This window comes from Microcystis sp. M144S2 (assembly GCF_020246065.1).
GTDB lineage: Bacteria > Cyanobacteriota > Cyanobacteriia > Cyanobacteriales > Microcystaceae > Microcystis > Microcystis ichthyoblabe_A.
In genome coordinates, this window is record NZ_JADBTR010000059.1 from 44,308 (window position 1) to 64,691 (window position 20,384).

At 41.0% G+C, this 20,384-nt stretch carries 20 protein-coding genes and 1 pseudogene; 8 read left to right on the forward strand and 13 right to left on the reverse strand.

Annotated features, from left to right (window positions below; all coding sequences use genetic code 11):
* The first annotated feature begins 52 nt into the window (after window positions 1-52).
* The 3 genes from IM462_RS07830 (at window position 53) to IM462_RS07840 (ending at window position 2,765) form a co-directional block, all read left to right on the forward strand.
* Window positions 53-1,039: an RNA polymerase sigma factor, RpoD/SigA family gene (locus IM462_RS07830; protein WP_287700237.1), complete on the forward strand. Its 987-nt coding sequence runs from the start codon at window positions 53-55 to the stop codon at window positions 1,037-1,039.
* A 526-nt stretch (window positions 1,040-1,565) separates the two neighbouring features.
* Window positions 1,566-2,540: a prenyltransferase/squalene oxidase repeat-containing protein gene (locus tag IM462_RS07835; protein ID WP_287700238.1), complete on the forward strand. Its 975-nt coding sequence runs from the start codon at window positions 1,566-1,568 to the stop codon at window positions 2,538-2,540.
* A gap of 78 nt (window positions 2,541-2,618) precedes the next feature.
* Window positions 2,619-2,765 (forward strand): PEP-CTERM sorting domain-containing protein, encoded by a 147-nt coding sequence (locus IM462_RS07840; RefSeq protein WP_287700239.1) that lies wholly within the window; start codon window positions 2,619-2,621, stop codon window positions 2,763-2,765.
* A gap of 548 nt (window positions 2,766-3,313) precedes the next feature.
* Here the strand turns inward: IM462_RS07840 and IM462_RS07845 are convergent.
* A pseudogene (locus tag IM462_RS07845) lies at window positions 3,314-4,345 on the reverse strand (IS1634 family transposase); the annotation flags it as partial.
* A gap of 433 nt (window positions 4,346-4,778) precedes the next feature.
* Here IM462_RS07845 and IM462_RS07850 point away from each other — a divergent pair.
* Window positions 4,779-5,708 (forward strand): DUF1350 family protein, encoded by a 930-nt coding sequence (locus IM462_RS07850; RefSeq protein WP_287700240.1) that lies wholly within the window; start codon window positions 4,779-4,781, stop codon window positions 5,706-5,708.
* Here the strand turns inward: IM462_RS07850 and IM462_RS07855 are convergent.
* The 4 genes from IM462_RS07855 to bchL all read right to left on the reverse strand — a co-directional run bounded on the left by IM462_RS07855 (window position 5,705) and on the right by bchL (window position 9,865).
* The gene (locus IM462_RS07855; protein WP_287700241.1) at window positions 5,705-6,508 is read right to left on the reverse strand and encodes a nucleoside phosphorylase; all 804 of its coding nucleotides are present in this window, start codon (window positions 6,506-6,508) and stop codon (window positions 5,705-5,707) included. The two genes, IM462_RS07850 and IM462_RS07855, sit on opposite strands and share 4 nt — an antisense overlap.
* Before the next feature lie 77 nt (window positions 6,509-6,585).
* Window positions 6,586-7,986, reverse strand: a complete 1,401-nt coding sequence (locus IM462_RS07860; protein ID WP_287700242.1) for a ferredoxin:protochlorophyllide reductase (ATP-dependent) subunit N — start codon at window positions 7,984-7,986, stop codon at window positions 6,586-6,588.
* A gap of 16 nt (window positions 7,987-8,002) precedes the next feature.
* A complete protein-coding gene (locus IM462_RS07865; protein WP_287700243.1) occupies window positions 8,003-8,767 on the reverse strand; it encodes a DUF5331 domain-containing protein in 765 nt (254 codons plus the stop codon).
* A gap of 228 nt (window positions 8,768-8,995) precedes the next feature.
* Window positions 8,996-9,865, reverse strand: coding sequence for a ferredoxin:protochlorophyllide reductase (ATP-dependent) iron-sulfur ATP-binding protein (bchL, locus tag IM462_RS07870; RefSeq protein WP_002773281.1), 870 nt, complete (start codon window positions 9,863-9,865; stop codon window positions 8,996-8,998).
* Between the two features lie 454 nt (window positions 9,866-10,319).
* On the opposite strand from bchL, the gene IM462_RS07875 reads away from it, so the two are divergent.
* The gene (locus IM462_RS07875) at window positions 10,320-11,165 is read left to right on the forward strand and encodes a hypothetical protein (protein ID WP_287700244.1); all 846 of its coding nucleotides are present in this window, start codon (window positions 10,320-10,322) and stop codon (window positions 11,163-11,165) included.
* A gap of 4 nt (window positions 11,166-11,169) precedes the next feature.
* Entirely contained in the window at window positions 11,170-11,355 is a 186-nt protein-coding gene (locus tag IM462_RS07880) for a hypothetical protein (protein WP_002798718.1), read from the forward strand.
* A 174-nt stretch (window positions 11,356-11,529) separates the two neighbouring features.
* On the opposite strand, the gene IM462_RS07885 is transcribed toward IM462_RS07880, so the two are convergent.
* The 3 genes from IM462_RS07885 to IM462_RS07895 all read right to left on the reverse strand — a co-directional run bounded on the left by IM462_RS07885 (window position 11,530) and on the right by IM462_RS07895 (window position 13,630).
* Entirely contained in the window at window positions 11,530-12,738 is a 1,209-nt protein-coding gene (locus tag IM462_RS07885) for a 4-hydroxy-3-methylbut-2-enyl diphosphate reductase (protein WP_287700245.1), read from the reverse strand.
* Window positions 12,739-12,832: 94 nt separating this feature from the next.
* The gene (locus tag IM462_RS07890; protein WP_287700246.1) at window positions 12,833-13,306 is read right to left on the reverse strand and encodes a CRR6 family NdhI maturation factor; all 474 of its coding nucleotides are present in this window, start codon (window positions 13,304-13,306) and stop codon (window positions 12,833-12,835) included.
* A gap of 117 nt (window positions 13,307-13,423) precedes the next feature.
* The gene (locus IM462_RS07895; protein WP_287700247.1) at window positions 13,424-13,630 is read right to left on the reverse strand and encodes a hypothetical protein; all 207 of its coding nucleotides are present in this window, start codon (window positions 13,628-13,630) and stop codon (window positions 13,424-13,426) included.
* A gap of 1,078 nt (window positions 13,631-14,708) precedes the next feature.
* Between IM462_RS07895 and IM462_RS07900 the strand changes: the two genes are divergently transcribed.
* Both IM462_RS07900 and IM462_RS07905 read left to right on the forward strand, forming a co-directional pair.
* Window positions 14,709-15,578, forward strand: coding sequence for a bile acid:sodium symporter family protein (locus tag IM462_RS07900; protein ID WP_287700248.1), 870 nt, complete (start codon window positions 14,709-14,711; stop codon window positions 15,576-15,578).
* Window positions 15,579-15,621: 43 nt separating this feature from the next.
* Window positions 15,622-16,182 carry a hypothetical protein gene (locus IM462_RS07905; RefSeq protein WP_287700249.1) on the forward strand — a complete coding sequence of 187 codons (561 nt, stop codon included), beginning with the start codon at window positions 15,622-15,624 and terminating at the stop codon, window positions 16,180-16,182.
* Window positions 16,183-16,351: 169 nt separating this feature from the next.
* Here IM462_RS07905 and IM462_RS07910 read toward each other — a convergent pair whose 3' ends face one another.
* From IM462_RS07910 to IM462_RS07930, 5 genes are all read right to left on the reverse strand, one after another.
* Window positions 16,352-16,519 (reverse strand): hypothetical protein, encoded by a 168-nt coding sequence (locus IM462_RS07910; protein WP_287700250.1) that lies wholly within the window; start codon window positions 16,517-16,519, stop codon window positions 16,352-16,354.
* 4 nt (window positions 16,520-16,523) lie between these two features.
* The gene (locus IM462_RS07915) at window positions 16,524-16,694 is read right to left on the reverse strand and encodes a hypothetical protein (RefSeq protein ID WP_287700251.1); all 171 of its coding nucleotides are present in this window, start codon (window positions 16,692-16,694) and stop codon (window positions 16,524-16,526) included.
* A 63-nt stretch (window positions 16,695-16,757) separates the two neighbouring features.
* Window positions 16,758-17,192, reverse strand: a complete 435-nt coding sequence (locus IM462_RS07920; RefSeq protein WP_287700252.1) for a hypothetical protein — start codon at window positions 17,190-17,192, stop codon at window positions 16,758-16,760.
* 50 nt (window positions 17,193-17,242) lie between these two features.
* Window positions 17,243-17,908, reverse strand: coding sequence for a hypothetical protein (locus IM462_RS07925; RefSeq protein ID WP_287700253.1), 666 nt, complete (start codon window positions 17,906-17,908; stop codon window positions 17,243-17,245).
* Between the two features lie 128 nt (window positions 17,909-18,036).
* Window positions 18,037-19,899 carry a CHAP domain-containing protein gene (locus IM462_RS07930; protein ID WP_287700254.1) on the reverse strand — a complete coding sequence of 621 codons (1,863 nt, stop codon included), beginning with the start codon at window positions 19,897-19,899 and terminating at the stop codon, window positions 18,037-18,039.
* Window positions 19,900-20,384: the final 485 nt, after the last annotated feature.

The window sequence follows — 20,384 nt, forward strand, 5'->3', positions numbered from 1 at the left end:
GAGTCGGAATAGTAACAGACTTTTTCTGTGTCAAGGAGTCACCACCAAACCAATGCCCACCGCAAAAACCAACCAAACTCTATCACAGCCCACCCTCAATGCCGATATGGTGCGTACCTATCTGCACGAAATTGGGCGAGTTCCTCTCCTAACTCACGAACAAGAAATTATTTACGGCAAACAAGTCCAACGGATGATGAGCCTGTTAGAAGCGAAAGAAGCACTATCGAAGCAATTAGGACGGGAACCACAGCGCTTGGAGTGGGCGGATTCGGTGAATTTAAGCGAAAATGAACTGGATCGCGCCTTGAAAACTGGCGATCGAGCTAAACGGAAAATGATTGAAGCTAACCTCCGCTTGGTGGTTGCGATCGCCAAAAAATATCAAAAGCGGAACATGGAATTCCTAGATCTAATTCAAGAGGGTAGTCTGGGATTAGAAAGGGGTGTAGAGAAATTTGATCCCACCAAAGGTTATAAATTTTCTACCTATGCTTACTGGTGGATTCGACAAGCGATTACCCGTGCGATCGCTCAACAGGCCCGCACTATTCGTTTACCCATCCATATCACCGAAAAACTGAATAAAATCAAAAGAACCCAGCGCGAACTCGCCCAAAAACTGGGGAGAAGTGCTACCCCTGCCGAGATTGCCCTGGAATTAGATCTAGAACCCGCTCAAATCCGCGAATATCTCAGTATGGCTCGTCAACCCATCTCCCTTGATGTGCGCGTCGGCGATAACCAGGATACGGAATTGTCGGAATTATTAGAAGATAGCGGAGTTTCTCCCGATACCTTCATCACCCAAGAGTTATTACGGCAAGACTTAGCCAATCTCCTGGCCGAATTAACTCCCCAACAACGGGAAGTAATTACTCTCCGGTTTGGTTTAACCGATGGTAAAGAGTTATCCTTAGCCAAAATCGGCCAGAGAATGAACATCAGTCGGGAACGAGTGCGACAATTAGAACATCAGGCCCTGGCTCATTTACGCCGTCGCCGGGCTAACGTCAAGGAATATATTGTCGCTAGTTAGTAAAATTAGCAAATAATCAAAAAGGAGAGCTTGCGCTCTCTTTTTTTTGGGTTTATTAACTAATCTTAACAAAAAAAAAGGGGAGAATTCTTCAAGTTTCGTTAACTGCAAGATCGATAAAATGTTAATTTTTATATCAATTTTAACCAGTCTTGAAAAAATCTTTAAAAATATGTGCAACTTTGTAGAAAAAATCTGAGTAGCTTTGTTAACTTTTGTCTATTTTGTTTCATAAAATATCTCTAAAAAAAGATTTAAATTTAAGCCAAAATAGATGAATACGATTGACTTTCAAAATTCAATTATCTATATTTAATGTAAGTCGAGTGAAAAATATTTAAGGAATAAATTGAGTCCTTAAATCTCTTTATTTCAACGGTCAAATAAAGGGATGACTGGCGTATAAACCAGACTCAACTCTTTGCAGGTTTCGACATCTTCTCCGTAAGCGATTTCGCTTTAATTGGACACAAAAATCATTAGGGAGATAGTTATGATAAATGAAAAATATGACTCTTCTGGGCGAGTGAGTCACTCAATCAAGATCGCTCTAGGTTTTGCTCTAGCAGGTGCTGTCGCTTTCCCGGCAGCAACGCAAGCGGCGACTAATGCCCAAAAACAAGCGGCGATCAACAGTGGCTTGGCCTGGCTGGTAACCCAACAGCAAGCTAATGGGAAGTGGATTTACAACGGAGGTAGTGGAGATGTTGCCGCAACTGGCGCTGCCCTGCTGGCATTTATCGAGGAGGGAAACACCCCGACATCGGGGACCTATAGCGCCAATGTGACTAACGGACTGAATTACCTGTTCAGCAACGCCCAAAGTGCGGGTGTGGGGCTGAGGTTCGGTCCCAACGATTACAATCAGGTTTACAACACTGGGTTAGTCCTGCCTGCTATTATCAAGGCGGCTCCCCTGAGTACGGTGATTAGCTCGACAAACCCCCTCGTCAACGGCAAAACCTATGGCCAGGTGGTTCAGTCGGCGATCGATTACCTGGCTGACGCACAGAATGACACTGGCACTGGGGGTTATGCTGGCGGCTGGCGCTATACGCCCAACTTTGGCAGTTCCGATAACTCGGTCTCCCAATGGCCGGCCCTCGCGGGATTGTATGCTCAAGGGGCAGGTATTACCTGGCCTACCAGTGTGAAGAATCTGCAACTGAACTGGATCGACTACAGCCAGAATGACACGACGGGCGGCTTGGGCTATACTGACCCTAACAGTACAACTCCCCTGCGGACTGGATCGGGACTGGTACAGATGTCCGCTGCTGGCCTAGATACTAGCAGTTCCCGCGTCCAGAATGCCCTAACCTATATCAACAATAATTGGAAAACCTCTGGAACTGGTGGTACTTTTGGCGACTACTATGGTATGTGGGCAGTCTATAAGGGGTTAGAAAGCACTATCGGCCTGGACGATACGACCAGGATCACTAACCTTTTTGGTCAGGGAACGAATCCCCTCGATCCGGGGAGTACCTGGAACTGGTAGGAGGAATTTTCCCAATACCTTGTTGACCACCAAAACATTTCTGATTATTGGTCTGGCGGAACCTTTGGCAGTGTGTCCATGCAAACAGCCTGGGCAATTAATATGCTGCAAGCAACCCAGATTCCAGGACCTGAAAAAGTTCCCGAACCTGCGTCAGTCCTAAGCTTACTTGCAATCGGTGCTTTGGGTGCGGGTTCGGCTTTGACGCGCACATTATTAAAGTAGGAATCTGACTCAGAAATTCGCTACTTAAACATTGATAACTAAAAGCGATCGCACTCAATCAATGCAGTGCGATCTTTTTGAACCCACATTCCGCACCCTAAGTGTCACAACGTCTCAAAAGAGGAAGGGGCATGAGTCAAAATACTTATCTAGAGGAGTTATACCATTTCTCTAAATGAAAACTACACATCGAATTAAAGTCACCCTTTTTAAGGGGGATTTAGGGGGATTAAACTTCTGTAGTCAGACTTTGGAGAATTGGTATTAGTTGGCGGCAAGCTGCCGCCAACTAAGCCGAAAATTTCAGGGTTCCCCCAGTCATTTTCAATAAACAGTGCTTATTGAGAATGACTGGGCAATCAGACTTAATACCATTTTTCTAAAGTAATGGCAGAGATGGTTAATTGCCCTCACCCCCAACCCCTCTACCGTTCTGGGAGAGGGGAGTAGGATACCTGCCACGAATAAAGAAAAATGGTATAACATCTAGGGGGAGATGTTCCAGTTGCTCGCTTTGTTTTGTCACCCCTTGAAGTCAATCCATCTGGTCAAGATAAGAGATAATATTCCTGGCAAGGTTTGGGAAAAAATCTCAAAATGTTGCGCCTCTCATCCGTTAAGTTGCTAATCTTTTGATTGTCTTGAATAGGTCGGAGATGAATCCCTTGAAAGTTCTGAAATATCCAGCGTAATGTTGGTCGGTCAGTTAACTTACCCAACGGATTTTTCAGTCCCGTCTCCTGCTGTTTTAAGTTCAGACGAAGTTGTCTTTCACCAATAGTATAAACCAGCAGGCACAAGCCCATAAGCATGGCTATGACCTCGATTCTATGGGGAGATTTGAGAAAGACACTGTGGGCAAAAAAGCAGGGGTCTTTGAGAAAAGAAAATCCTCTTTCTGGAGCTTGTTGCCCTTTATATTTTTTGAGTATATCATCACTGCTTAATCGTTTTTTATCCAAATCGTTAGTCGCTAAAACGAATCTTCCTGCTCGTTTCTTGAGCTTCTCAATGGCTGGCAAATTCAACTCTAACTCGGCTTGAATTCGGTAGAATTGAGAGGGGGAATTGTCGGTCAGTTTGGCTTTTAATTTCTTCGAGTCAGCTTGAAAGTAATTCCCTTGAATCTCAGTTAACCGATGATATTTTAAGGAGTCAGATAATCCCTTGACTATCGCCAACGCCACCGCTCTATTCTCAAATTCTCCTCGGGATAGTTGGCGGATTTTTTCTTGGGCTGTTTTCTTTTCTTGCTCGATTTTTTTCTCTAATTTTTTCAAGTCTGATTCTTGTCTAGCTTGACTTTCAACTAGCAACCATCTTTGTTCTATCCCCCCATAGTTAGAGCTTGTTTCCCTCCAGGAATAACCTGGTATTTCTGAATCGGTTAACTCTTTTTCTGAGATGCTATCGACTAACTCTTGAGCCTCTTTAATGCTGAAGGGGACTCCAGATAACCAACGCATTTCTCTCATTAGTTTTAAATTCTCTTTGCTATAGAGGGCGCTATCGCTGACTATTAAACTGTCAAATAAACTGTCAAAGTCAACTTATTTTTTAAATTCTCGGGCGATTTGACCATCTCCCTCCCATTCCTCAATAACATCAAGTGCAATTAAAGCGTTCTCATTGTCGGCAAATTCAATACGGTACTGAGCAATTTTTTCCGGTGTTAACTGCGTTGCGTCTGACATAATATCATCCTTAAAGCCAAAACCAATTTTTTCCCATTATCTCACCTTATAATCGTCTCGTCGCTAAAGGTTTTGACTTTACCGATGGCAAGTTAATCCGGTCAAGATTAGCTTAGAAGACTAAGAATAAGCGAATTTTTTGGGGTGAGAATTTACTTTTGTCAAAAATTATTACATATTCGCAACAAAATACACTTTTTTGAGCAAATTAATGTACCATACTTAGACAAGGTGATCGATTATTTTGACCGCCGAGATTTTTAATCATTATAAGATTGTTTCCCTAATTGCCAAATTAACAATTACATACCGAAAAACAATGACATCAGAATTTAAGTTTATTCCCCTGCAATTTCACTGGGTTGCTATCAATCCTAAACCGATTGGGGTTGTCTATTTTATCGGTGGTGCTTTCTTCGGCACTTTTCCCAATCTGTTCTATCGTTATCTGCTCAAACAAGTCTTTGAACGGGGCTATACTATTATTGCTATTCCCTATCGTTTTACTTTTCGTCATTGGAATGTTTCCATAGAAATGGTCAAAGATTTGATTGGATTGAGAAAGGCTATTTATGAAGAAGCTAAGTTTTTGGGCTATGAAGATAACCTTGAGTTGTATTTAGAAGATCCCACTGCTGGTAATCCTAATTATTTTTGGATAGGCCATAGTTTAGGGTGTAAATATATCTCCCTTTTAGAGGTTTTAAGTGATGTGGAAAACACAGAACTAGAACAGGTTTTGAGTGGTTGTGTCGGCAAAAATCAAGCCGAAGATATCCAAAAATCGCTGAATAATACCGATATCCATGCCGTATCCCTGAAAAATCAACCCTCGCTTTTACTGGCTCCTGTAATTGCTGGCATAGATAGCGCAATTCCCATAGCTGCCCTAGCTAAATTAGTGCAAAGTTTGGGTTTAGACGTACAGCCAAATGTGCAGGAAACCCGTTGTTTAATTAGCAATAGTAAGCTATTTCGACTCTTGGAAATTATCGCCTTTGCTAAGGATCTACAGGCTAAAGATACAGTAGCTTGGTTCATTAAAGAACTAAGTCAACAACTCTTAAAACCAGTAGTTCCCTTAGCCAATCGCACCCATCTAGCACCCCTTGGCTGGCGCAATGGCGACCAAGAATTAGCAGATAATGTGATTAAATCAATTCAGGAATTACGCGCTAAACTTATCTCCTGTTATCCCGAAAGTCAGGAAAAAGAGGAAGTCTTAATGAAAATGATTTCTGAACATTAATTAATTGAGGATGGGGAGAGGTTGCTAACGGTCAATATTGCCACATGAATCGCTTTTTCGATGGCTTGTTGTTTGCTTTCTAAACTAATCCCTTCCTCTTTGTTTCTTGCGGCAATCACAGCACAAATACAAGCGGCAGTAAATCCATAAACCCCCGCCATTTTCAATAAAGTTCCCGCTTCCATTTCATAATTGAGAATATTTAAACGTCGATATTCTTCCGTAATTCCCTCTAAATGGCGCTGAAGATAAGGGTTAGCAGAAGACAGGATTCTTTCCTGTCCTTCATAAAAACTATCCACAGAAGCGGTAATACCTACATGATAATTTACTCCCAAAAATTGAGCCGATTTGACTAGAGCAACTGTTAAAAAAGGATCCGCCACTGCCGGATATTCCGGAGGAGCAATATCATTAGCTGCACCTTGCCTACATAAAGCCGCTTGCGAGATAATAATATCACCGATTTTTATTCTATTTTGAATTGCGCCACAAGTACCGATACGAATAATAGTTTTAATTCCCACCTGTATTAATTCATTAACCACAATACTCAAAGATGGCGCACCCATGCCACTGGTAGCCAGAAGAATTGGAGTGGAATTATCTAGGTAGCCAAGATAACTATTTAATCCGCGATAATCCGATAGTAAACGTGCATTTTGTAAATAAGTTTCAGCAATATAGCGCGAGCGTTCTGGTTCCCCCGATAATAGGGTGATAGTCGGTTTTACTTTGCCTAAATCCTCAAGGCTAAAGTTGAGATGATAGGGTTTTTGGTGAGATAAGTTATTGGACATTGAAGTGAACTAAATACTGAAAAAAGGTAAGGAATTGATTTTCCTTACCTGATGATTGTAGCCTTTTGAAAACAAATTTACACTTTTGCCGACTCTTTAACTAACTTATCCCAACCCAATTCCTTGAGGTTATTGTTGCGACGCAGGGGACGAGTAGCTAATTCTAAAATATCTCGCGCATTGGTAAAACCATGAATTTGAGCAAAAGTAAATTCTACCGACCATTTAGTGTTAATTCCCCGCGCTTCTAAGGGATTTGCATGGGCCATTCCCGTAATCACTAAATCGGGTTTTAAGTCGTAAATGCGCTGAATCTGATTGTAGTTATCAGGTTTTTCGATAATTTTCGGGATGGGAACACCCATATCATTACAGGTTTTTTCTAGTAATGCTAATTCGGCCGCTTGGTAGCGTTTATCCATGTAAGGAATACCGATTTCATCACAAGTCATCCCGCAACGAATTAGGAAACGTGCCAGAGAAATTTCTAGTAAATTATCCCCCATAAAGAAGACCGATTTACCGCGCACAAGTTGCAGATAATCCTCTAAACTTTCCCAAATTTTTGCCTCTCTTTCCTCTAATCCCTGGGGTTGTACTCCCAAAACCGAACAGATTTTTTCTATCCAAGCGCGAGTTCCATCCGGACCGATGGGAAAGGGTGCGCCAATTAATTTACACTTACGACGACGCATTAAAGTGGTGGCAGTTCGTGATAGAAAAGGATTGACACCAGCCACATAATAACCTTCTTCAATTACCGGTAATTCAGTAAAACGTTTGGCAGGCAACCAACCATCAATTTTAACTCCTTGTTTTTTCAGTTCTAGGGTTAAATTGGTCACAATTGGGTCGGGAACAGAACCAAATAAAACTAAAGGAGGATGGTCTTTATATTCCGATTCTTCCTGTTTAATTTCTTCTTTTTTACGTCCAAAAGTTAAGAGTTTCTGGATGGCATTCCGTTCTTCTTTTTCATCTTCGTGCTTAACTTTTTCGGGACATTTATGCACCATGGCAGCGAGGACGGTATCTTCTCCTTGGGTAAAGGCATAATCTAAACCATTAGCGCGTGCTGTCACGATAGGAATACCGATTTCTGACTCTAGTTTCGGTGCTAATCCTTCTAAGTCCATTTTGATGATTTCGGTGGTACAAGTACCGATAAAAACGATAACGCTAGGGTTTCTATCTCGTTTAATTTGTAAGCAGAGGCGTTTTAGTTCTTCGTAGTCTTTTAGTTGAGCGGAAATATCCCCTTCTTCTAATTCGGCCATAGCATAACGCGGTTCGGCGAAAATCATGACACCCATGGCATTTTGCAGGAAGTAACCACAGGTTTTTGTGCCGATAACAAGGAAGAAACTATCTTCGATTTTTTGGTATAACCAAGCAACACAGCTAATCGGACAAAAGGTGTGATAGTTGCCGGTTTCACAATCAAATTGTAAAGCGCTCGGTTCTTGAGTGGCAGTCATGTTTTTAGGTTCTCCTTTAACTTGGTTTATTTAGGTTTTCTCGTTGTAACTCTTGGCGGATTTTTTGCAGTACAGGATCCTCAGTAGTATATAAAGAATTACTTAAGTCTCTTTCTTTCTTTTCTAGTTGTTTCTTCTCAGGATCAAAATTTAATCCTAAAACTTCTAGAAGTTTGTTTCCATCGGAATTAAGCTGACAGAAGGGATACATCCACACTGATAATTGAGATTCTAAAACGGTAATCGCACCTATAATGATGTCAGCACTAGGACGTTTACCACCGTCGGGAGTTTTTCGCCACGAATCTTTAGAATCCATTAAAGACTTAATCCACGGTTGATTGTTTTGGTAGTAATCTAACCATTTATCTGGTAAGATTTTTAGCAATTCCTCAAAAATAATTACTTTGTTTTTTTCGACTGATAATTGTTTTTCTCGGAATCCGTTGAGATATTCAGTGTGCGAATTAGAAATCAGTAATTCTTTTTCCGATTTTTCCAACTCCTTTTTTTCAGAATCAAAATTTAGTCCTAAGACTTCTACCAGTTTGTCCCCATCGGAACTAAGTTGACAAAAGGGATACATCCACACTGATAACTTAGGTTCTAAAGCTGTTGCTGCCGCTATAATTATGTCAGCACTGGGACGTTTACCACCGTCGGGAGTTTTTCGCCACCAGCCTCTAGAATCCATTAAAGACTTAATCCAAGCTTGATTATTTTGGTAGTAATCTAACCATCGCCTTGGTAAGGTGGCTTTTAATTCCTCAAAGTTGCTCATTTTGTCCCCTTGACTGAATAATAATGTTCTCTCTATTAGAATTCCCAATGAGAGGAAAAAATGATCATTATCAAGTCCTCGATAAAATTCGTGGGTAGGGTGGGTTAGGCGACGATAAGTTAGGCTATTAACTAATAAGTTAATTATTCACTGTAACCCACCCAGAAAAAGAGTTTATTGGTGGCTTTTGGTGGGTTACGCTGTCCCTAACCCACCCTACAAAATAATCTAAACCATCATTAGATCTAATTCCGCCTCGGCGTTAACTTTGGGTTTATCGGCATTAAGATAGAAATCCGATAATAAAGTGAATAATTCCCGGTCGGCAGATTCTTTGGGAATAACTCCTTCTGGTTTGGCTAAAATCTGATCGGCAATGTTGAGATAATAGTCACAAACATAACTTAACATCGGATCCTTGTCGGCCATTTCAAAGAGAGTTTGACCTTTAACTCTGGAGACGCGAATATCTTCAATTAAGGGTAAAACTTCTAACACTGGCATGGGAACATGATCTACATATTTATTAATTAAATCGCGTTTTGAGGTGCGATTACCAATTAATCCGGCTAGTCGCAGGGGATGGGTGCGCGCTTTTTCGCGGACGGAAGCGGCGATGCGATTGGCGGCAAAAAGAGCGTCAAAGCCGTTATCTGTGACAATTATGCAGTAATCGGCGTAATTTAAGGGTGCGGCAAATCCTCCACAGACCACATCCCCCAAAACATCGAACAAAATCACGTCAAATTCATCAAAAGCGTTCAATTCTTTTAATAATTTCACCGTTTCCCCGACGACGTAACCGCCACAACCGGCACCGGCCGGAGGACCACCCGCTTCCACGCATTTGACACCACCGTAACCGTCATAGATAACGTCTTCGGGCCAGATGTCTTCGTAGTGAAAATCTTTTTCTTGCAGGGTATCAATGATTGTGGGAATCAGAAAGCCTGTCAGGGTGAAAGTGCTATCATGCTTGGGGTCACAACCTATTTGTAGTACTTTTTTGCCTCTTTTGGCTAAAGCGGCCGAAATATTACAGCTTGTTGTCGATTTACCGATGCCACCTTTTCCGTAGACTGCGAGTGTTAAAGGCATGGAAGTTCTCCTAAATTTGCGCTTGAATGGTGAGTTTGTTTATCAGTGCTTTGATCGCCATTATTAACCATCTACCCACTCCTTGGAAAGAGGCTCAATTTTTATATGCTATAGCTAGAGTGAGATTAAACGCGCAAAAACTAGAAAGATAATTTTTTAGAGCTTATAAAATCTCTGAAATCTGCAAAAACTTATAAAAACAGCTTTATTTATACATTTACTTTAAATACAAACAATAAACAAAAAACGCCAAAGCTTTACAAAAACTCGATAAACAGGGTTTTACCGTGCCAAACCCAGACAAAAAAGGTCAAGATAGAGGCAGTCTAGAGACCGATGTCAGATTTTCGTGAATAATCATTACAATTTTCCCTGGCAGATTAAATAAATCGATCCTCAGAAGGATGCTGAAAGGCTGTAGTACAATTAGAACAAAGTACCTGTAGGGTTTCCTATGCGAGTTAAGCAAAAAACGCTGACTACACTCTTGTTAGAGAATAAGGCTCCTAAATATCGTCCTTTTCTGGGTTTTTTTCTGGCTGGGGTTCCCTTGCTCTTTTTAGCATATTTGGTTTCTTTCCAGCGCGCTTATCTCGACTGCATTAGGTTAGGCACAAAAAGGATAGATTGTCAATATGTCCAAGAGTATAATTTTCCCGTTTCTAGTCGGGAAAATTTTTCTTTGACTCACATTAAAGCTACGGCTGTCTATCAAGAAGTTTTTATCAGTGTTGAGCAGAAAAAAACTGTTAATAACACGGTTTTATTGGTCGGAAGAAATAACTATCTCTACATCGAGAATTTTCGAGATGTGCAGTCGGCTAGTGATTTTAAAACTCGATTTGAGAGTTTTGTGAATAGATATAAAACTCAGGAAATTATTGCCAAAAGTCCCCTAGATACCTTGTCAGCACTGCTAGAACACCACCATAATTATCGCTATTATCTTTGGGGTATGTTATGCTTATTGTCTGGTCTATTGTTACTTTATGATGCCAGCTATCGGGAGAGTTATGTCTTTAATCAAGGCAACGCTACCCTAACCCGTAGGCGACAACATTTAACTTTTAGAGGTGAAAGTTATTATCTTCTAGAGAGAATTGTTGAGGCAAAGATAGAAAATTACAAAGGCTTTTTAGGGTCTAATTGCCGACGGATTATTTTAACCTTATCCAACGGGGAAAAAATTATCCTCAATTGCCGGTTACTGGAATCTATCAGTAACGGAAAAAGGGAAGAAAAAATCCTGGTAATGATTGCCGAAAAGTTAAACTTAACTCAAGAGGAACTGTTAATCTAAGTAAATGCGCTCAAATTCTAGCTATTTAAAGTCTCTTTTTTTCGGTTTCCTATTAGTGACCGTGTTAGTTTATATATTGCGCGGCATGGGAATATTATCTTTTTTACCCGGAGGATTAATTTTGTTATTAATTCTCTCTTCCGTGGTGACGGGAATTATCTACGGAATCGATAAAACCCGCCGTTTTTAGGAAAATATTGGCTCTCCAGAGAGAAACGAGAAGAGCCGAACGGTTCTACTGATAATGGTAAACCCAAACGTCAATTTGTCAGCAATCCCACGGATAAAAATAACTGATGGTGAGCAATAGATATTTCTCCAAAATTGAGATGCGGCCATTGCCAAAGGTTAACACCTAGGCTAATTAACCCTGGACTAAAGAAGATTTGAGCGCAAAAATTTTCTCGATTACCTCTTCTACCACCTTATCGGGAGTGGAAGCGCCAGAAGTCACTCCGACGATAATTTTTCCCTCATTTAACCAGTTATCAGTGATGATTAAATCGTCCCCTAAAGGTTTATGTTCGATGCGATTACCGGGGAGAATGCGCTCGGCACTATCGATATGATAGGAGGGAATGGCACGCTCGATCGCTATTTCCTGTAGGTGAGTGGTATTAGAGGAATTATAACCGCCAATTACCACCATTAAAGAAAGTGGTTCTTTCACCAGTTCAAACATGGCATCTTGACGCTCTTGAGTGGCATCACAGATGGTATTAAAACTCATGAAATGATCTTTAAAATCGATCGGTCCGTACTTTCTCAACATAGTATGCTCGAAGAGTTTGCCAATTTCTTCCGTTTCACTTTTCAGCATCGTGGTTTGATTGGCAATACCAATATAATCTAGATCGCGATCGGGATCGAAACCCTGGGAATGAGCATTTTTAAACTTCTCTAAGAACTCGTTTTTATCGCCACCGTGGAGAATATAATTAGCGACATAATTAGCTTGAGCCAAATTTAAAACGATTAGATAAGTGCCGGCAAAAGAGCTAGTGGCGATAGTTTCTTCGTGATTATATTTGCCGTGAATAATCGAAGTATGGGCGCTTTTTTTGTGCTTTTCCACGGAATTCCACACCTTAGAAACCCAGGGACAAGTGGTATCCACAATCATGCAACCCTTATCGTTAAGTATTTTCATTTCCGAGACACTGGCCCCAAAAGCAGGTAAAATCACCACATCCCCCGATTCCACCACACTAAAGTCTTTTTGGCCATTTTCCACCGGAATAAAACCCACGGCCATGGAGCGCAGACGCTGATTAACCGAGGGATTGTGAATAATTTCGTTAGTAATCCAGAGACGTTCCTGGGGAAAATGTTGACGAGTTTCGTAGGCCATGGCGACAGCGCGTTCTACCCCCCAACAAAAACCAAAAGCTTGAGCGAGATAGATCGTCACGTCACCCCGTTGTAAACGATAATTATTTTCACGAATTTTTTGGATCAGGTCGCTTTGATACTCATTGGTCATCGCATCCATTACTTCCTCTTTATGACCGAATCCCTTGCGGTTATAGTTATCCGATTGCTGTAGGGTACGTTTAAAGGATTTTGTATCCATGATTCTCTGATAGGGGTATTGGTGGCGCTAAATTGGGTGAGACAGTAGCTTGTCATATATTAAACATACCTTATCTAGTCGGCGCGGGAGGCTTTTAGAGACTAGAGAGAAATTCCTCGTCGATATCGTAACCAAACTGTTGAGCGAAAAATTTTAAGCGAGATAAAGCAGGAATTTGCTGACTTTTCAGCCAATCAGACAAAATAAAGAGTTTTTGCATCACAAAAATCTCCAAAGCTTCGGGATTATATTGAATTCCTTCCCCGCGATGGAATTGATGGGGAACCAACATAGCAGCATAACGGGCGATTTCTCCCTGTTTTGGGTCAAGAATAAAGATTAGCCAGGGATAAACCGCATCTAAACGCAGAAACCACAGCCTAACTTCCGCTATCTCCGATAATTCCCGCATATCACCCTCCGCACGAGGATAATCTATCTCTAATTGTAGAGCTTGTTCCAGTTCGGCGATCGCTGCTCGCGACTGATAATCTTGAATAATAGTCTCTAAAGATGAGAGATCGAGATTTTGGATTTGATTGGGGTTAAGAGCGATTTTGACAGTCATAGGGGCAAATAAAAGGTTATATCGGGCGAAATTACTGTTTTTTATCCCTAGATCGACAATGATCTATCTCAGAAAATACTCTCGATCGGGACAAAAAAACTAAGTATGACTATTCTCTCACTCCGGAGCGAGAGAGGGAAACTGGACTAAAATTCCCAAGGTTGGATTTCTCCTACAATTTAATCTCCCTTGCAAACCGGGTTTTTTAGATTGATAACTATTAGGGTGATATTGTCCTCGTTTGCTCATCAGTTCCGCTTGACAAAGAGCTAATCGATGACTAATTACTATGGTTATTTTATCGGTGGCCAAAGTGCGAAACATTTGCTAGATTTCCTATTCTCCATTGGCAGCAAGGGAGCCAGTCTTTCACTCAAAAATGAGCCGTGCTAAGGATAATTATTCTAGAGAATTTAACCCTTTTTGCCTTAACTTAATTAGGGGTTTCTGAAAAAGTAGGGGCGAAGCATTCGGACAGGAAATCTACGGTTCAGCGATAGGTTATGCCCGAATGCTTCGCCCCGAAGATACAAGGTTTTGGACCACGATTCTCTCAAAATCTTGCACCTAATATTCCCCTAAACCCCTTACCTTGTCTATATTTAACATTTATTCAGCAAGCCCTAATTAAGTACAATCCATCGGGATTATCAAAGAGAGTGATTCGGGGAAATTAGCTACTTTATCAATTACTTTACCCAAGACAAATCCTCGAACTAGATCCCACAAAGAAGCAAAGAGTCAACTGGTAATCCTGCTGAGGGAATCGCTGAACAAGCTCAGGAAAATTAATCCCCTCACACTTGCGACTACCTTTAAAACAAACAAAGGTTGAGTCTTCTCTGAGGAATAATACACATTATTACATTCTCCCGCACTCGAACCAAGAATAAAGGTACAATAAAAATGTAGGGTTCTTGAGGGTTGCTATGTTTACACACAACTTAGAAGACAGAAAACTGTCCCTCGATCGAGAAGGGAAAACTCTGCAAAAATTCACCTATCGTTCACCAAAAATCTACCACCTTGGTCACCCTAGCAATTTATCAACGGAAGGGAATTCAAGGATTGTGGGATTTAGAAGGAAAATTTTCCCTCGTTATTCTTGATGGAAGTCCTGCGGCAAAATTCCCTAGACATTGGTGATGTCAAAAGTGGCAGTCGCATCAGCAGTTCCCTAGCTGTGATCCCATGGTTGCCACCAAGCAACTGAAGTATGACTAGAATATCATCCCGGAGCGGGAAGGGAAACTGGACAAAAATCCTCATGATTGGATTTCTCCTACAATTTAACCCCCCTATGCACACTGGGGGTTTTTTAGTCGGCAAAATCGGGAACCATGCACAAGAATAAATTAGTCAATTTATGGGAAAATAAGCTCATCTTCTCGGCTTTTATCCCATGCAGGCCAACTTTTTTACTAATATCCTCTTACCCGTTGCCCTAGGCGTTTTAATGTTAGGCATGGGATTAGGATTAATTCTCGCCGATTTTCAGCGTATCACCCGTTATCCCAAAGCAGTCCTGATCGGTTTAGTTAATCAAATTATTATTCTACCGATCATCGGTTTTATTATTGCTTCTCTTTTGCCTCTCCGTCCAGAAATTGCCGTCGGTTTAATGATTGTCGCCATTTGCCCCGGCGGTCCTTCCTCCAATGTTTTAACCTATTTAGCTAAGGGAGATGTGGCTCTTTCTGTTACTTTAACCGCTTTTAGCAGCATCATCACCATTTTCACAATACCTTTTTTAGCTAGTTTCATTCTCCAGCATTTTATGGGTGAAAGTGCCGCCATCTCCCTACCCATTGGTTCCACTATGGCGCAGATATTTTTGATTATAGTTTTACCCATGGTTATGGGTATGACTATCCGCCATTACTTCCCTTTACTGGCGAAAAGTCTGGAACCGATAACTAATCGTTTGGCTGTGATTTTTCTAGCAGTTATTATCTTCTTATTAATCCTGAGAGAATGGGAACGTTTACCTTTATTTATCGCTCAAACTGGCCTCGCAGTGATCATTTTAAATACGATTGCTTCCCTAATTGGTTTTTTCAGTGGTCGTTTATTTCAATTAACTATTCCCCAAAGAATTTGTATTGCAATTGAAGTGGGTATTCAAAGCGGCACTTTAGCTATTGCTATCACTGCCGGTTTATTAAAGAATCCCGATCTGGCTATTCCCGCAATTATCTATAGTTTATGGATGTATGTCAGCGCTTTTATCGCTGTTTATTATGGTCGCAAAAAAGCAGCTTTGGTAAAATAGCTAAATGGGGTGATAGGATATAGCTAAAAACTGATAAATGATTATGTTAATTGGTAAATATTTAACCCTAGAGGAATTATCTACCTGTTCCCAAACCTATCAAAAGTACGCGGCACAAATCGATCCCTACCCCAAAAATCCTGCAACGATAACCGCTTGGCAAAATCTCGCTCACTTTATTATCGATCCAATTATTGATAATTTTGGTCGAGAAAAATTTGAATTAACCTACGGATTTTGTTCCAATGATCTGAGAAAATTTCTCCAAAAAAAAGACCCAATCACTGGCTTAAAAAACGGTAGAATCGATCCCAGTCGTGATCAACATTGCGCTCACGAAATTAATCAAAAGGGTCAATATTATTGTCAGCGATTGGGGGCAGCCTGTGATTTTCGGATTATCGATTTAACTAGCGATCGCCTGATAGATTGGATTTTAAACAAAAAATTACCCTTTGATTCTCTCTATTTTTACGGAATTAATCGCCCAATTCATATCAGCTATGGACCCCAACATAAACGAGATCTATGGACTTTTACCACTAAAGGAACACCGACTAAAAAAGGTTTACAATCATGGTTAGAAGCCGCTCAATCTGGGTAAAATCTCGGTTTTTCCCCAAGTATTACCTAATTAGGGTTTGCTGAATAATGGTAAAACCCTTTTAAAATGTCGTAGTATAATTTGGTATCGACGACTTGCCCCCCAAAACAAAAACTTCCTACCTCACTATTAGATAACTGATATAACTAGCCTCAATCGCTTTTAATATTTATTCCATAGTAGTGGATTTTGAGATCATTTTTGTCTCTAAAAACTGTAATCCATAACCTCCACAACCAGCAAGGATAAAGGCCACAATAATCTGAATCTCTGGAGAAACAATATCCAGAGAAAAAGGGACAGGTAAACGGGTAGAATAGGGTTGAAGTTTTGTCAATAAATCAGACAGAATCAGGATACTTTTCTTTGACTTGAGACAGTAATTTCTCGAAAGATTGCTGCTGGACTTGTTGCATTTCCCGTTTTTGAGGTATTTGCACAACTAAAACAAGACTAAACATAATAGCTGTCAGAAAGGAAATACTATTCATCACTGGGTAAAATTTGCCCATAATGCTAAACCTCAAAAGCAATCAATCTAGATCAAATCAAAATTACTGTCTATAGCCAACTAATTAGAGACCGCTGCCAGGATTAGCAATCGTTTTAGGTTTAGTAGGTGCAGATTGCGACCCTCTAGCTTCCGCAAGTTTCTGAACAAATTTCCCACCAAAAGCTGCTCCCAGAAAAGCGTAAATAATTGCCATTCCTTCTTCACCTTTTTCTGTTTGATTGAGTTGGTCAAGTCGCTCCACACTGCTTATTATTCGCTCTAAAGCAGGAGCGTCTTTCGAGACTTCTTGCTCGATTAACTTAAGGTATCTAGCTTGCTCTCGGGCGTTTTCTGTATAGTTTTGATGGATGCGCCAAAATACTGCCCCACTAAAAAAGATCGCTGAACATAAAGAGATAATTGCCATCAACCTCATAGATGAATTATTACCCTTATCATCTTGTAAAAATCCTACCGGTTTTGTTGCAATGTTAGTATCTTGTGGCGTACCGACCATGATATAATTCTCCTGTCTAGAGTAAAAATGATGAATTATTAACTAAGAATTTAGTTGACTGATTTCGAGGTTCTTTGAACAATTTTGGAGCCAAAAGCCGTCCCTAATAAAGCATAGGTTGCCTCTGCTTCTGCTGCCTGAGTATGACCTAAAACTGTCAATCCTCCCAAGATAATTGCTGCCAAGAGTGCCGTAAAACTGCCTAATCTGACGGGAGAGAGAGCATTATTAAGTTGATCATCTTCAAAAAAACCAGCTGGTTCCCAGAAATCTTCCTCATTATCAAGGGGAATTGAGGAATTTATCGGTGGTAACTGCACTATTTTTTCATCGGGGTTTACCACAGGAGTAGTAATTAGTTTTGCCGATAAACCAGGGGTTGGTTCCCAGATTTCCTCCTCTTCTTCATAATCAGAAACTGGCTCTGAGTTTTCTAATTTAGTATCCTCACCCGATTCGATCAATTCTTCTTCTTGAGATTCTTCCTCTCCAGAAAAAGATAAATCCTGAGCGGAATGATCATTGTTAATTACACAACCTGGTTCCATAACTTCTTCGTCCTCATCGGCAGTAATCACCTCCGATTCTATTGGGTTTAGGTTGACATTATTGTGATGATGACCACTAATCATATCTGCGATTTTGTCAAGAAAATTTTTTAGAGAAGGAATCTGCAAATCGGAATTTTCTAAGGTTATTTGTCCTGCGTAGCTCATAAGTAAAAACCTCCTGAATTGACTAGGTTAATCGAGCTTTAAACCTGCCCGTTGACAATAGAAAATCTCGATTAACCCTTTACTATTTTCTGAGAAAATCTCTCTTGTTGGATAGAAATTAAGACTGCTTACACAAATCTTTGACTAACTTTTTTGGTGGCATCACCCACAGTAACAAATCCTTTTACTGGTGGACCATCTAACCCTCGATTTTGCTGATAACTGATAGTACCTTGGCGGAAAAGCACATGATTTGGCCCCTTGCCAATAGCGGCAGGATAGAGAATTGCCATATAGACATCTTCTAAAGTTTTAAGGCGATTTCTGTAGGGCCAGAAGTATTTTTTAACATAATCGAGTTGTTCTTCTGGACTCATTTTCGCTAAGGCAGTGGTAGTTGTTCCTAAAGAACGGGCTGTCGGTCCCATAAATTGAATTAATCCCGTGGCACCACTACCGGAGAAACTGCGGATAGCAGGGCTAAAAGTCCCGCCAGTTTCAAAACTCATAGCGGCCATGAGGTAATTAGGATTAACTCCCAAGTCTTTAGCAATTTCAACAACTTTATTGCGGAAGGAAATTGAGGTTTTGTCTATGCCAACAACCCGACGCAAATTGGGAGAGCTTACACCAGCAACAGATGCCGATTCTTTGGATTTGAGAACAATTTCAATGGCGGCACTATCAATCAGACGACCAGAGGCATCAATTCCTTCTGCAACAATTTTGCGAGTGCCTCCCGTGCTGAATTTAAATTCGTGTTGCCAACGCCCATTATCTACGGGAATATCTTTTCCTAAAAAGAAATTTTTATTAGCAAAGGGAGTTCTCAATTTAATCGTCTGGATGCGAGTATCCTCGGCGACCCCCTCAAATATGACTGACGATTCTAAATCTAATTCTTGATTAATTTTGGGACTGGTAATGCGGACAGTATCCACATCATTATTACCATCGGGATCGAGATTAATGATCACATCTGTGCTATCAATAACTTTATCGTTGCTATCTAGTCCCTCGATAAAAATTTTGCGATCGCCACCCGTTTGAAATTGATAGGAGGAACGCCATTGACCATTAATAACGGGTACTTTTCCACCTAGGAGAAATTCTGCCCCACCCCAAGTGGTGCAGAGTTGAATTTTGACTACACCATTTTTGGCACTACCACTAAATTGTACGGGATGGTGCAGGGGATAACGAACGCGATCAACTGGTTGGTCAACAGATAAATTGCCTTGAGATTGCTTGGGTTGTCGCCAAGAGGCGTTCCAAGTGTCTCGACCGATAACACCATCCACGTCTAATTTCATTTTTGCTTGGAATTCTCGGCAGATTTGCTCTGAATTGGGTCCATACTCGCCATCAACTTCGATGGGATAGCCTCGTTCTTTCATGCACTTCTGCCAGAGACGAATACTTTCCGATTCCATCAGGGGACTGGTCAGAAATATATATTCTCCATCCCAAGGAGGAAGGGGCAAGGGAAATTCTCCCGCTTGAGTGTGCGCTGTGCCATTATAATCTGGTCGTCCGTAACCGAGAATCTGATTTTTCGTTCTTGTCCGTCGCATGACGGTGCCGCCGTTATCGTTGCTGGAAGTGCTGGTATTGCCCTCAATGGCTTGAATTTGATCGTTGCCTAGCACTTTCTCCACAATACCCACATGGTCAGATACCCCTCCTCTTTTATTAAACATATAGAAGACGACATCGCCGGGGCGGGGGTTTTCCGTGTGCCATCGGCCTTGGTCTTTAAACCACTTTACCCCATAGGGACAGTAAGCGAATCCCTTGTTACTACCCAAATCTTTCGGGAATTCGAAGGTTAAACCGGCATTATCAAAACAGTAGGAAACAAACATGGCACACCAAGGGGCGCGATCCATGCCGTACCACTTGCCATACTTGTTACTATTCGTACCCGGAGGACTTTCTTTTGTCCCTATTTGTCGGCGGGCAACTTGCAAAACGTCTTCTACTGTAGTCATTGAGATTACCTCGACTTTCCTCTGTTTTGATTATACTTCAGCTTATGACAGATGATTCCAGAAGACTTTTGAGAACAACCACATCTTTTAATGATTCTTAATCATCTCCTTGTAATTATCGCTGTTTTCTGGTATTACTTGTCTTTGATTGAGATTTTTTAATCTTTTTGATTGACAATTTTTGATATATAGCGTTTCCTGTTCGCAAGAGGTACATTATCGATGGTGAAAAGCTTAATTAGCAAAGTTTAAACTGTGCCACACAGGTGTGAGAACCGCTATAAGTGGTTGTACAAAATAAGTTTTTTAGCTGACAGGGGGACAAGCGAGCTAGAAAACTTGCTAACAAAGGCTTCTGGCTTCTCTCACTAGAAATAGATCTAGCGATTCTAGGCAAAAAGCTAACGAAAGAACTAGGGATAGGAGCGAGCTTACTAGGAATTATTATTAATAAGTGAGAGATGGTGCGGCAAACTTTTTCGAGC